This is a genomic window from Streptomyces marinisediminis (genome assembly GCF_026262575.1).
GTDB lineage: Bacteria > Actinomycetota > Actinomycetes > Streptomycetales > Streptomycetaceae > Streptomyces > Streptomyces marinisediminis.
Genome location: NZ_JAPKFL010000004.1, coordinates 185,784 through 199,377, shown reverse-complemented (window position 1 = coordinate 199,377; position 13,594 = coordinate 185,784). Strand labels below are relative to the sequence as shown.

Annotated in this window: 7 protein-coding genes and 1 pseudogene; 3 read left to right on the top strand and 5 right to left on the bottom strand. The window is 77.5% G+C overall.

The window, feature by feature from the left end:
* The first annotated feature begins 114 nt into the window (after nucleotides 1-114).
* The gene (locus OSB71_RS05160; protein ID WP_265944663.1) at nucleotides 115-1,320 is read left to right on the top strand and encodes a S8 family peptidase; all 1,206 of its coding nucleotides are present in this window, start codon (nucleotides 115-117) and stop codon (nucleotides 1,318-1,320) included.
* A gap of 79 nt (nucleotides 1,321-1,399) precedes the next feature.
* Here the strand turns inward: OSB71_RS05160 and OSB71_RS05155 are convergent, their stop codons facing one another.
* Nucleotides 1,400-2,047, bottom strand: coding sequence for a TetR family transcriptional regulator (locus tag OSB71_RS05155; RefSeq protein ID WP_265944661.1), 648 nt, complete (start codon nucleotides 2,045-2,047; stop codon nucleotides 1,400-1,402).
* A gap of 183 nt (nucleotides 2,048-2,230) precedes the next feature.
* Between OSB71_RS05155 and OSB71_RS24575 the strand changes: the two genes are divergently transcribed.
* Both OSB71_RS24575 and afsK read left to right on the top strand, forming a co-directional pair.
* Nucleotides 2,231-3,589, top strand: a complete 1,359-nt coding sequence (locus tag OSB71_RS24575) for a VOC family protein (protein WP_416237195.1) — start codon at nucleotides 2,231-2,233, stop codon at nucleotides 3,587-3,589.
* Nucleotides 3,590-3,773: 184 nt separating this feature from the next.
* Nucleotides 3,774-6,215 (top strand): protein serine/threonine kinase AfsK, encoded by a 2,442-nt coding sequence (gene afsK, locus OSB71_RS05140; protein ID WP_265944659.1) that lies wholly within the window; start codon nucleotides 3,774-3,776, stop codon nucleotides 6,213-6,215.
* A 161-nt stretch (nucleotides 6,216-6,376) separates the two neighbouring features.
* Here the strand turns inward: afsK and OSB71_RS05135 are convergent, their stop codons facing one another.
* From OSB71_RS05135 to OSB71_RS05120, 4 genes and pseudogenes are all read right to left on the bottom strand, one after another.
* Entirely contained in the window at nucleotides 6,377-6,565 is a 189-nt protein-coding gene (locus OSB71_RS05135; protein WP_265944657.1) for a hypothetical protein, read from the bottom strand.
* A gap of 168 nt (nucleotides 6,566-6,733) precedes the next feature.
* On the bottom strand, nucleotides 6,734-6,880 hold the full coding sequence (locus OSB71_RS05130; RefSeq protein ID WP_265944655.1) for a hypothetical protein: 147 nt from the start codon (nucleotides 6,878-6,880) through the stop codon (nucleotides 6,734-6,736).
* A 187-nt stretch (nucleotides 6,881-7,067) separates the two neighbouring features.
* Nucleotides 7,068-10,010, bottom strand: a pseudogene (afsR, locus tag OSB71_RS05125) (SARP-family global regulator AfsR); the annotation flags it as partial.
* Between the two features lie 353 nt (nucleotides 10,011-10,363).
* Nucleotides 10,364-13,588, bottom strand: coding sequence for a non-ribosomal peptide synthetase (locus tag OSB71_RS05120; protein ID WP_265944650.1), 3,225 nt, complete (start codon nucleotides 13,586-13,588; stop codon nucleotides 10,364-10,366).
* Between the last annotated feature and the right edge of the window lie 6 nt (nucleotides 13,589-13,594).

Here is a 13,594-nt window from a genome sequence, read left to right as displayed (position 1 = left end):
CGCTCGGTCACGGTGGCGCGGGGCCGGGGTCGTTCCGGCCGATCCGGCGCTACAGTGCCCCCGCGCCCGGCAGGCCGTCGGGTGCGGAAGCGGCGGGGCGAGGAGGGCACGGGCGTGCGGATACGGACCAGATGGCGGCTGGGCGCGGTGGGCGCCGTGGTGGTGGCGGTGCTGGCCGGAACCGTCGGCGGGGCCGCGGCGGGCGAACCGGAGCCGCTGGGCACAGTGCGCGGAGCGGACCGCGGGCCCGTCGTCGCGGGGGAGTACATCGTCGTCATGGACGAGCGGCGGACCACCGGCGCCGCTCAGGTGCGCGACCGGGCGCGGCAGTTGACGCGCGCGCACGGCGGCGCGGTGGAGCGCACCTACACCAGCGCGCTGCGGGGCTTCGCCGTCCGGGCCACCGAGCGCCAGGCGCGCCGGCTGGCGGCCGACCCGGCCGTGGCCTTCGTGGAGCCCAACCGCCTCGAACGCGGCGACGGGACGCAGACCGACCCCGGCTGGCACCTCGACCGGGTCGACCAGCGGAGGCTGCCGCTGGACGACGCCTACACCTACGACACCACGGCCACCGGGGTCACCGCCTACGTCGTCGACTCCGGCATCCGCGTCGGCCACCGGGAGTTCGGCGGCCGCGCCCGCTACGGCTACAACTTCGTGGACGGCACCACCACCGCGTCCGACTGCCACGGCCACGGCACGCACGTCGCGGCCGGGCTCGGCGGCGCCACGCACGGGGTCGCCAAGGGCGTGCGGCTGGTGGCGGTGAAGGTGCTGAACTGCGACAACCTGGGCACCACCGCGAACGTGCTGGCCGGGTACGACTGGGTGGCGCGCAACGCCCAGCGGCCCGCCGTGGCCAACGTCAGCATCGGCGGCAGCGCGAGCGACGCGAAGGACGCGGCCGTGCGCGCGATGGTGGGGGCGGGGGTCACCGTGGCGGTGTCGGCGGGCAACAGCAACGCCCCGGCCTGCGGCCAGTCGCCCGCGCGCGAACCGTCCGTGCTCACGGTGGCCGCCACGTCCCGCGACGACGCGCGCGCCGCCTACTCCAACCACGGCTCCTGCGTGGACCTGTTCGCGCCGGGCGACGCGGTGGTCTCGGCGGGCCACACCTCGGACACCGCGACGGCGACGCGCTCGGGCACGTCGATGGCGGCGCCGCAGGTGGCGGGGGCGGCGGCGCTCGTCCTGGCCCGGCAGCCGCTGGCCTCGCCGGGGCGGGTCGCCGCCACGCTGACCTCCCGCGCCACCACCGGCGCGGTCACCGGCCGGTCCGGGGCTCCCGACCGGCTGCTCTACACACGCCCCACCGGCTGACGGCGCCGCCCGGCGGGGGCCGGTGCGCGCGCGGCGTCCCGGTGACAGGTCCGGGCACCGGGCGCTTCGGCCCGTGCCGCTAGCGGGCGGGCTTGCGCCCGGTGACGGTGAGGTGGACCAGGAGGGTGAGGGCGGGCTTGATGTCGGCCTGCTTCGCGCCCCAGGCGGAGAAGCCCTTCTGGTGCCCGGCCACGCCGGTGAGCATGGTCACCAGCGAGCCGGCCACGGCGGCCGGGCTGACCCCCTGGTCGACGCGGCCCTTGGCCTGCTGCTCCCGGACGGCGTCCGCCAGCGTGCCGGTCACCGGCGTCAGCAGCTTCGTGCGCAGCTTGGTGAATCGTTTGTCCCCCTCGGCCGCCGCGAGGTCGACGACGCGGAGGATGGCGTCGTTCTCGCGCCAGAACGCCAGGAAGCCGTCGACGAGCTCCTCGGCGGCTCTGGCCCCGGCCTTGCCCGTCCACGAGCGGCCGGAGACCAGGTCGGTGAGCCGGCCGCCGTCCTTGACCATCCGTTCGGCCAGCTCCAGCACCGCACCCTCGACGTCGGGAAAGTACTGGTAGAACGTCGCGGGCGAGGTGCCCGCCTTGCGCGCGACGTCGATGACCCTGACGTCGCGGTAGGGCGACGAGCTGAGCATGTCACTGAGGCAGTCGAGCAGCTTCTGACGCGTCGCCTGCCCGCGCCGTCCGGCCACCCGGCCGTCAACAGTTCGAACTGTTCCTGTCATGTCGTCAGCTTACCGACGGGGGATTTGCCCGCATCTGCCCACAGGCAAACGGGTACCCGACCGCGACCGCGCGGCGATCCGGGCCGTCCGGGTACCCCGGGCGGCCCGGCAGCGGGGGCCGAACCCCGTCGGCGGTGGGACCATACGGTGAACCGGACATCCCGGGAGGAAGGGGCGCGTCCCATGGCGGCACTGACGGACGGACCGACCGGCACGGCGGCGGCCTTCGCGGAGGGGGCGCCCTGCTGGGCCGACGCCATGGTCGCGGACCTGGCCGCGGCCAGGCGCTTCTACGGCGGCCTCTTGGGCTGGACCTTCGAGGACGCGGCCCCCGGCCCCGGCTCCTACGCGGCCGCCCGGGCGGGCGAGCGGCGGGTCGCGGGGCTGATGCAGAAGACCGACGGCCGGATGCCCACGGTGTGGACGGTCTACCTGGCCACGCCCGACGCCGAGGCGACCGCCGGGCGGGTGCGCGCGGCCGGGGGCCAGGTGATCACCGAACCGCGGGCCGTCGGCACCGGCCCGGCCGGGGTCATGGCCGTCGCCGCCGACCCCGGGGGCGCGGTGTTCGGGCTGTGGCAGCCCGGCGCCCACCGAGGCTTCGAGGCGCTGGGCGAACCGGGCGCGTACCGGTGGGTGGACCTCTTCACCCGCCACCCCCGCGCGGTCGACGCCTTCTACCCGGAGGTCTTCGGCTACCGGGCCCTGAGCCAACCGGGTGAGCCGGGGGACCCCGGCGGGCCGGACGCGCCGCCCCGGCCCGGCGCCCCGGGCGGCCCCGGCGACCCCGGTGAGCGGACGGCCCCGGAGCGGACGGGCCCGGAGGGCGCCCCTGCGGGTGGGGCGGGCTCGGCGGAGACGGTTCCGGGGCCCGACCCCGTGGACGAGGAGCGCTCGGGTGGGGAGCGCTCGGGTGAGGCGACCTCGGGTGAGGTGCCCCCGGGCGCCGGCTCCGCGGGTGACGTGGCCCCGGACCGCACCGCCCCGGGCGGGCCGGACCCGCGTCCGGAGACCTCGGGCGAGGCGGCGCCGGGCGAGGCCGGGCGGGAAACCGCCGGTGGACCCGGCGCGCCCGGGGCGGCCGGTGCTCGCGATGCCGACGGCACGGCCGGTGCGGCCGGTGCCGACGGGGCCGGTGCGGCCGGTGCCGACGCGGCCGGTGTGGCCGGTTCCGACGGGGCGGGTACCGGAGAGGCGGGGACGGAAGCCGGGGTGGCGGAGCGGGTGGTGTGGGTGCCGGGGGGCGAGCCCGCCGACGAGGAGCACGCCGTCGTCGCCCGGTGCCTGGTGCCCCCGGGCACTCCGGAGGCGCTCCCCGCGCACTTTCTGCCCTACTTCGCCGTGGCCGACTGCGACGCGACCGCGGCGACCGCCCGGCGGCTCGGCGGGCGCGTCACCCGGGGGCCCGAGACCGGCCCCTACGGCCGCTGGGCGGTGCTCGCGGACGACCAGGGCGCGGCCTTCGCCGTCCTCGGCACCGGGGCCGCCGGGGCGCCGCCCGCGGAGCCGGAGCAAAGCGCGCGGCACGGCGGGGAGCACTGAGCGCCGCCGGGGGCGCGGGGACCCGCTTTGTGGGGGAGTGCGGGAGACTCGACCGAACCGCCCCCGGGTTCGCCTCCGGGGCGCTGGACAGGAAGAATCGGCCGGGGACCGCTGGCACCGGGCAGCGGTGAGAAGCTGCGCGGGGCGGGAACGACGTCGGGCCCCCACGGGGAGGTGACAGGGCATGGTGGATCAGTTGACCCAGCACGATCCGCGCCGGATCGGTCCGTTCGAGGTGCTCGGGCGGCTCGGCGCCGGGGGGATGGGTCTGGTCTACCTCGCCCGGTCGGCCTCCGGTCGCCGGGTGGCGATCAAGACGGTGCGCACCGAGCTGGCCGAGGACCAGCTCTTCCGCGTGCGCTTCACCCGCGAGGTCGAGGCCGCCCGCGCCGTCAGCGGCTTCTACACCGCCGCCGTCGTGGACGCCGACCCGCGCGCGGCGATCCCCTGGCTGGCCACCGCCTACGTGCCCGCGCCCTCGCTGGAGGAGATCGTCACCGAGTGCGGCCCGCTGCCCACCCAGGCGGTGCGCTGGCTGGCCGCGGGCATCGCCGAGGCGCTCCAGTCCATCCACAGCGCGGGCCTGGTGCACCGGGACCTGAAGCCGTCGAACGTGCTCGTCGTCGAGGACGGGCCCCGGGTCATCGACTTCGGCATCGCCTCCGGCGTCTCCAACACCCGGCTGACCATGACGAACGTCGCCGTCGGCACGCCCGCCTACATGTCACCGGAGCAGGCGAAGGACTCGCGCAGCGTGACGGGCGCGAGCGACGTGTTCTCGCTCGGCTCGACGCTCGTCTACGCCGCCACCGGGCACGCCCCCTTCCACGGCGCGAACCCGGTGGAGACGGTGTTCATGCTGCTGCGCGACGGGCCCGACCTGGAGGGGCTGCCCGGGGATCTGCGGCCGCTGATCGAGTCCTGCATGCACATGGAGGCCGAGCAGCGCCCCACCCCGGCCGACCTCCAGGCCCAGCTCGCCCCGCACCTGTTCTCCTCCGGCGGGGACGACAGCGGCACCGCCTCGGCCTGGCTGCCCGGCGGCGCCGTGGAGCTGATCGAGCGCAAGCGCGGTGGGCGCAACCGGCCCCCGCGCCGCCCGGTCGGCGGCCCCGGGCACGCCCCCGGGCCCGCCCCGGCCGGGCCCGCCCCCGCCGCGCCGCCGCCCGTGCCGCCCCAGGTGCCCGCGCCGCCGCCGCACGCCCCCGGCCCGCCGTCCGGGCCCGCCCCGGTGAGCGTGGGCGCCGTCGCGCCGCCCGGCACGGCCGACGGCTCGCCCGTGCACCTGCCCGGCGCCCCCGCGCCCATCGGCCCCGGGCCGCTGCGGGCCGACGTGCGCCGGGAGCCCGCCCCGGCTCCGGCCGCCGAGTGGGTCCGCCCGCCCGCCGGCGTGGGCGCGTCCCCGGGCACGCCCACGCCGTCCGCCGTCGCACCGGCCCCCGTCGCGCCGTCCGCGGCGTCGCCCGCCACGCCCGCCCCGGCGCCGGGCCCCGCCGGGCCCGGACGCTGGCGGCCGTGGCGCTTCCGCATGTCCAACGACGTCTGGGGCACCCCGGCCGTCGCGGACGACCTGCTCTATGTCACCTCCTTCGAGGTGCACGCCCTGGACACCACCACCGGCAGGCGCCGGTTCAAGACGCGCGACGTCGCCTGGTCCATGGCCGTCGCGAACGGCCGGGTGCACGCCTCCGACGGCCCCAGCCTGTTCGCGCTCGACGCCCGCGACGGCACCGAGCGGTGGAAGACGGCCGTCGACGGCTGGGTCTACGCGCTGCGCGCCGGGAACGGCGTCGTCGTCACCGCCACCCGGGGCGGCGCCGTGCAGTCCTGGTCGGCGTCCGACGGCGAGCGCCTGTGGGAGCTGACCGGCGCCCAGAGCGACTTCGAGACCCCCGACGCCGCCCCCGTGCTCCACGCCGGCACCGTCCACCTGTGGGCCGACGGCCACCTGTACGCGCTGGACGCCCGCAGCGGCACCGAGCGCTGGACGTACCCCGTGGGCGACGCCTCCGCCACCGGCGGCGTGCCCGTGCGCCTGCTGCCCGCGCCCGACGGCGCGCTCTACGTCTGCGCGGGCTCGCGCGTGCTGGCCCTGGACGCGGCCACCGGCACCGAGCGGTGGCGCTTCCACGGCCCCGACCCCTTCCTGAGCCCCGCCGCGTTCGCGCCCGGCGCCGCGGTGGCCGGGGGCGGGGTGTACGTCGCGGACTACCGGGGCGTCGTCTACGCCCTGGACCCGGCGACCGGGCACGACCGCTGGCGCATCCCCACCCAGCCGCGCACCTCGGCCGAGCCCGTCGTCGTCGCCGACGGCCTGGTGCACGTCGCCAGCGGCAGCGCGCTCTACACCATCGACGCCGTCCCCGGCACCGGGCGCTGGCGCTTCGAGGCGCAGGGCGACCTGGTGGGCGCCCCCGTCGCCGCCGAGGGCCGGGTGCACTTCGGCTCCACCGACCAGTCGCTCTACACCCTGGACGCGGTCGGCGGCCAACTCCGCTGGAAGCTCGCCACGGACGGCGAGATCACCGGGCCGCCGCTGGTCTCCGGGGGCGTGGTGTACGCGTGCAGCAAGGACCGCTGCGTCTACGCCCTCGACGCCGAGCACGGCACCCGGCTACCCGCCTGACCGCCCGCGCGGCGCGCGGCGCCGGCGCCGGCACCGCGGCGGGCGTCCAGGCGGACGCGCGAGCGCCCCGGCTCCGTGGGCGGGGCCGGGGCGCTCGGGCGGGCACGGGACGCGTGGTGAGCGCCCCGCCGCCCGGATCGGCGGGCGGGGCGCTCGGGGGGTCACGAGATGTGGCCGTCGCCGCTCGGGGCGACGAGGATGTGGCCGTCGCCCGTCGGGGCCACCGTGATGTGGCTGTCGGACGCGACGGGGGCGGTCATGGCCCCGTCCGTGAGCCCGGGGGCCGCGACGGCGCCGAACACCCCGGCCGTGACGGCGGCGGCGACGAGCAGCTTCTTGGTCCAGGTCATGGGGTTCTCCAACTCCTCGGGAATGCCTACGAAGAGGACGTTAGCCGCAAGCCGGTCAGAACAGTGAATACATGAACTAATTGGCTGAGAACAAGCGTTGGGGACCGGCAACGACGACTCCCCTCTCAGCCGTCGTGGCCGGTCCCCTCGCCTCCCCCGAGGCGGTGGTCAGTCGGTGGGCTTGTGCGACGCCCCGGGCTCGCGGTGCTGGGGCTCACCGGTCATGTGACCGTCCCCCATCGCCACCGCGTCGGCCGGGCCTTCCCCCTCGCCCAGCGGCTTGACCACGATCTTCCGCTTCTCCTGCTCCGTCATGTCCGTCTCTCTTTCCCCGTTGTTGTTGCCGGTGGCCTGAGCCCGACCGGCGGCTCCCCCGCCAACCGCCGGACGGGCACCCCCCCAACGCCGACGCGTCACCCCGGCCTGGCGGAAACGCGTCGATGTCCTGAGCATGGCCAACGGCGATAAACGAACGATGAACGCGGCGGCGGGGCCGAAGCCCTCAGACGGTGACCGAGGCGTCGAGCAGCCGCTGCACCTCGACGCTCTCGGGCACCCGGAGCTGCTGGAAGCTGTGCAGCGCCTCCTGCCAGCAGGCCCGGGCCCGGTCCGTCTGGCCCAGGGCGTGCAGCGAGCGGCCCAGAACGGTCAGGACCTGGCCGTGCCGCCAGTCCCCGCCGATGCCCCGCAGCTTGGTCAGCGCCTGCTCCGACAGGCTCATCGCCTGGGAGACGTTGCCCAGTTCGAGCTGGCACCGGGCCATCCGGAAGCGCGTCATGCCTTCCCACAGGGCCATGCGGTTGCTCTCGAAGATCGTCAGCGCCCTGCTGAAGTGGTCCAGGGCCTCGGCGTGCTGGTCGGTGTAGCTGAGGGCCACCCCGAGCGCGTACATGCCGTTCGCCATGCGCAGCGTGACGCCGAGCTCCTGGTAGATGGCGAGGGCCTGCCGGGCCAGCTTCAGGGCCTCCTGGGGCAAGCCGCTGTCGCCGTGCGTCCGCGAGAGGTTGCTCATGGCGCTCGCCTCGCCCGCGCGGTTGCCGTCCAGGCGGAACGCGTCGAGCGCCGCGCTGAGGCTCTTCTTGGCCTCGGTGTAGTGGCCCTGGTACGTGCGGACGATGCCCAGCTCGTTGCGCACCTGCCCGAGCACGAGCGGGTCCCGGGTGGTCTCGGCCAGCGCCAGGGCCGCGCGGCCGTGCTCCTCCGCCTGCGTCAGCGCCCCGGAGGAGACGTTGACGACGGTCAGGACCGTGCGCGCCCGGCCCTCGCTGTGGCGGTCCCCGGTCCGCTGGGCGAGGGCCAGCAGGTCCGTGGCGATCTGGACCGCCTGGCGCACGTAGGAGCCGGACTCGGCCAGGTTCCGCGCGACGATGAGCAGGTCCACGGCCCGTCGCAGCATCGCCGGCGCGGTGGTCCTGGCCGCCCCCAGCAGGCAGTCGGCCTCGGTGAACAGCCAGTTCAGCCCGGCCGCGCGGTCCGGGAAGACGAGGCCGGGGCGGTCGGTGGGCGCCAGGTGGGCGGGGACGCGGTCGCCGGGGCGGCCCAGGCGGTAGACCTCGGTGGCCGTGGCGAGGTAGAAGTCCAGCAGCCGGGACAGGGCCGCGTCGCCCTCGCCCGTCTGGTGCTCCCGCCCGGCGCAGGCACGCGCGTAGAGCCTCAGCAGGTCGTGGTAGCGGTACCGGCCGGGCGCGGCCGACTCCAGCAGGCTGGTGTCCACCAGGGACTCCAGCAGTTCCTCGGCGGTGTCGGCGTCACGGTCCAGCATCGCGGCGGCGGCGGCGAGCGAGATGTCGGGCCCGTCGGCCAGGCCCACCAGCCGGAAGGCGCGCGCCTGTTCGGCGTCCAGTTGGCCGTAGCCGAGTTCGAACGTCGCCTCCACGGCCAGGTCGCCGGCCTGCAACTCGTCCAGGCGGCGCCGCTCGTCGCCCAGCTTGCGGGCCAGCACGGCGACCGTCCAGGTGCGGCGGGCGGCCAGGCGGGCGGCGGCGATGCGGATGGCCAGCGGCAGGAAGCCGCAGGCGGCGACGACGTCCATCGCCGCCTCGCGCTCGGCGCAGACCCGCTCGGCGCCCACGATGCGGGTGAACAGGGTCATGGCCTCCTCGGGGCTCATCACGTCGAGGTCGACCAGGTGTGCGCCCGCCAGGTCGATCATGCGGGCCCGGGAGGTGATGAGCGCGGCGCTGCCCTCGGTGCCGGGCAGCAGCGGCCGCACCTGCGCGGCGTCGCGGGCGTTGTCCAGCAGCGTCAGGACGCGCCGCCCGGCCAGCAGGGAGCGGTACAGCGCGGCCCGCTCGTGCAGGCCGTCGGGGACCGCGGTGTCGGGGGTGCCCAGCGCGCGCAGGAAGGCGCCGAGCACGGCCTGCGGGTCCGCGGGGCTGGCGCTGGCGCCCTGGAGGTCGACGTAGAGCTGCCCGTCGGGGAAGTGCTCGCGGGCGGCGTGCGCGACGTGGATGGCCAGCGTCGTCTTGCCCACCCCGCCGATGCCGGCCACCGCCGAGACGGCCATGATCCGCCCCTCCGCGGTGGCGAGCTGCGAGCTCAGCTCGGTGACGAACGTGGCGCGGCCGGTGAAGTCCGGCACGGTGGCCGGGAGTTGGTGCGGGCGGACGAAGGACGGCTCGGCGGCGGCCTCGGCCGGCGCGGACAGGGAGTCGTCGGCGCGCAGGATGCGCTGCTGGAGGTCGGAGAGCTCCGGGCGCGGGTCCACGCCCAGCTCCTCGGCGAGCAGGCGCCGGGTGTCGGCGTAGACGGCCAGCGCCTCGCCCTGCCGGCCGCTGCGGTAGAGCGCCAGCATCAGCAGCTCGCGCAGCCGCTCGCGCAGCGGGTGGGCGGAGGTCAGCGCCGTCAGCTCCGAGACGGCGTCGCTGTGGCAGCCGGTCTCCAGGTCCAGGTCCAGCCGGTGTTCGAGCAGGGTGAGCCGCCACTCCTCCAGCCGGGTGCGCTGGGTCGCGGCGTACGGGCCGGGGACGTGGGCCAGCGTCTCGCCGTCCCACAGCGCGAGCGCCTCGGTGTACAGGGCGCGGGCCCCCTGGCGGTCCCCGGCGTGCGCGGCCTTCTCCGCCTCGCCGGCCAGCCGGGCTGCCTCGTCGGCGTCCAGCAGGGCGGCCGGGCCCGTGCGGATGGCGTAGCCCCCGGACTCGCTGACCAGCGTCTGCGCCCCGAGCACCTTGCGCAGCCGGGAGGCGTACGTGCGCAGCGCGGCGAGCGCCTGCTGCGGTGGCTCCTCGCCCCAGATGCCGTCCACCAGCTCCGGTGCGGTCGCGGTGTGTCCGCCGCGCAGCAGCAGCGCGCCGAGCAGCGCCTTCTGCTGCGGTGAGCCGGTGTTCAGCGCCTCCCCGTCGCGCCAGGCCCGTATGGGGCCCAACACCGCGAAGCGCAGCCCCGTGCCCGGGTCGGCGACCATGAGTGCCCCCTCGTGTTCCGGGTGTTCCCGTCGTGCGGTGCCGCGTGCCCCACAGTCTGCCCTCTCCCTGCCGGAATGGGCAGTTCCCCCCGAACGCTATGGCTGGTCTGACACCTCACCCAGCGCGCCCGCGTGGCCACGCGTCACCCGCCAACTGACAGAAGTTACAAGACACCGCGGGCCCGGCGCTGCCCCACCCCGGCCGTCCGGTTGGCCGAAAAGAGCCCTCGGGGCGCCGCCCGTGCCGGGAGCGGAAGCCCCGTGGCGGCGCCGGGGTCCGCCGCGCGGGGCGTCCCGGACCGGACGCGGGGCCGGGTGCGGGGCGGGGTTCGCGCGGGCGGCAGCGCCCGGGGCCGGGGCGCGGCGCCCGGCCGTGCGGGCGGACGGGGCGCGGGTCATCCGCCGCCGTGCGGGCGCGTCAGGTAGCCGGTGCGGAACAGGTGGCGCAGGTAGTGGTCGACGAGGGAGGCGTCGGTGGGCGGGCAGGCCGGGACCGTCGCCAGGTCGCGCTCGGCGTTGTCGCGCCGCAGCCGGGGGAACGTGCCGCGCAGGTACATCTCCTTGACCGACATGTCGGCGGTGCGGCACGCGTCCACGCACAGGGACACGAACGGCGCCGTGGGGCTCGTCGGGTGGCGGCCGACGTAGCGCACGAGGTGGTCGACCCAGGCGGCGTAGGGCAGCGTGCGCACCGGGCAGCCGAACGCGCGCAGGCGCTCCAGCACGTCGCCCAGAAGCGCCGGACGCGGACTGGTGAGGTGGTAGGTGCGCCCGGTGGCCCGGTGTCCGGTGGCCAGCGCGAGGACCGCGTCGGCCAGGTGGTCCACGGGGACGAAGTCCATCGGCAGCGCGATGTCCGGGGCGAGCCCGGTGTCGACGACGACCCGCAGCAGGGAGCAGATCGCCGTCTCGGTGTTGCAGACGCCGCGCTCCTGGTCGCCCATCACCTCGTAGGGGCGGTGGACGGTGACGGGCAGGCCCGCGTCGGCGGCGTGCCGCAGCAGGCGTTCGGCCACCCACTTGCTCTCGGCGTACCCCATGCTCAGCGCCTCGGGGTGGGCCAGTGGCGCGTCCTCGGCCACCTCGTCCGCGCCCGCGACGCCGCACCCGGCCAGCACCGCGACCGTGGACAGGAAGTGCACCGGCACGCGCCGCGGGGCGGCCAGCCGGACCAGTTCGCGGGTGCCGCCCACGTTGGCGGCGCGCAGCGCGCCGTAGGGGTAGAGGAAGTTGACCCGGGCGCCGGAGTGCAGCACCAGGTCGAGCGTGTCCCCGAGCGCCGCCCACCGCTCGGGGGCCAGCCCGAGCCGCGCCGCGCCCAACTCCCCGGGCACGCAGGCGACCCGGTCGGCCAGGCCGTCGGTGGACAGGCCGTAGCGGGTGAGGTTGGCCGCCACCCGGCGCGCGGCGTGGCCGGGGTCGCGGGCGCGCACGGGGCAGTGCACGGTGGCGTCCGTGCGGCGCAGCAGCCGGTCCAGCAGGTAGGCGCCGACGAAGCCGGTGGCGCCGGTGAGCAGGACGTGCCGGGGCGTGCGCCAGGCGGGGGCCGGGCCGCGGGCGCGGGGCAGCGGGAAGCCGAGCCGGGCCTCGGCCGCGAAGTCCACCGCCTCCCGCGGCTCCGGGGCGGCCCCGCCCACCGAGCCGACCGGGGGCCCGGGGGCGGCGCGGGCCTCCGGCCGGCGCGGTCCCCGGGCGGGCGGGGCGCTGCGGGCGCCGTCGTCCTCCCCGGGGCGCAGGGCGCGCACCGCGGCGGCGTACCCCTGGAGGGTGCGGTCGGTGAGCAGGGCCCGGACGAGGCGGCTGCCGTGCGCCGCGTCGAGCCCGAGCGCCGCCAGCGTGCGCGCGACGACCTCGGCGGCCCGCAGCGAGTCGCCGCCCAGGCGGAAGAAGTCGTCGCCGGGCGCGGGGTCGGCGCGCAGCGCGGTGCGCCAGATCCCGGCGAGCGTGGCGAGCGGTTCGCCGTGGCCCACCGCAGCCCCCGCCCCCGCCCCCGCCGCGGGCCGGGGCGCGGCGGCGTCATCGCGGGCGAGCGCCCGCAGCCGTCGCCGGTCGACCTTGCCGCCCTCGGTCACCGGGAACGCGGGCAGGCAGCGCAGCACGTCGGGGACGGCCTGCGCGGGCAGCCAGTCGGCCAGGCGGGCGCGTATCCGGGGCAGGGGCACCGGAGCGCCGTCGCCCGCCGGGGTGACGAACGCGGCCAGCGCCGGCCCGCCGCCCGGCGCCCCGCCGCACACCACCACGGCCTCGCCCACCTCCGGGCAGGCGCGCAGCCGGGCCTCGACCTCCGCCGGCTCCACGCGGTGGCCGCGCACCTTCACCTGCCGGTCGGCGCGCCCGTGGTAGTCCAGCGCGCCGTCGGCACGCCACCGGACGAGGTCTCCGGTGCGGTACAGCCGCTCGCCGGGGCGCGCGGGGTGCGCGCCGAAGCGGGCGGCGGTGAGCGCGGTGTCGCCGGGGTAGCCCAGGGCCAGCCCGTCCCCGCCGACGTACAGCTCGCCCACCTCGCCGACGGCGGCGGCGCGGCCGTCGGGGCGCAGCACGTGGCAGGTGGAGTTGGCCAGCGGGCGGCCGATGGGCAGCGGGCGGGCGGCCGGGCCGCGCGGCCCCCGGCGCAGCACGTGCACGGTGGAGACGACCGCGTTCTCGGTCGGCCCGTACAGGTTGCACACCGTGGTGTCCGGGCAGGCGGCGGTGACGGCGGCGGCCAGCGCGGGGTCCAGCACCTCGCCGCCCGCCGAGACGTAGCGCAGGCCGCGCAGCGCGCCGGGGCGGGTGCGGGCCACCAGGTGGAAGACCCCGGTGGTCAGGTAGGCGACGGTGACGCCGTCGGCGCGCAGGCGGCGCTCCAGCGCGGCGGGGGAGAGGAGTTCGTCGCGGTCCACGAGCACCAGGCACGCCCCGCCCAGCAGCGCGGACCAGATTTCGATGGTGGACGCGTCGGCGGACAGCTCGTACCCGTGCAGCACGCCGTCCCCCGGGCCCGGCGCGCCCAGCCGCGCGTCGGACCGCGCCAGCCGCACGATGCCGCGGTGCGGGACGGCGACGGGCTTGGGGCGGCCGGTCGAGCCGGAGGTGAACACGATCTGGGCGCACTCCCCGGCGGCCGTGCCGGGGTCCTCCGGCCCGTCCGCACCACCGCGCGCCGCGGCGGCGTCACCCCCCGGCAGCAGGCCGCCGTCGGCCAGGTCGACGCGCACGCCGGGGCGCCGCACCGGGCAGCCGCTGCCCGGCAGGACGACGGCGGCGCTCACGTCGGCGTCCTCGGCCATCGCGTGCAGCCGGCGGGGCGGCAGCGCGCCGTCCAGCGGCACGCAGACGCCGCCCGCCCGCAGGACGCCGAGGATCGCCACCAGCGCCTCCAGGGACCGGGTGCCGCACACGCCCACCGGACGCCCCCGGCGCACGCCCGCCGCGCGCAGCCGGGCGGCCAGCGCGGCGGCGCGGGCGTGCAGCAGGCGGTAGGTCAGCACGCGCCCGTGGTGGCGGGCGGCGGGCGCGTCGGGGTGGGCGCGCGCGACGTCGTCGAAGAGGTGGTGCAGGCAGCGGGTGCGCGGGTAGTCGGTGACGGTGCCGTGCCAGGCGGCGGGCACCGGCCGGGCCGCGTCGGGCAGCGGGTTCATGGCACC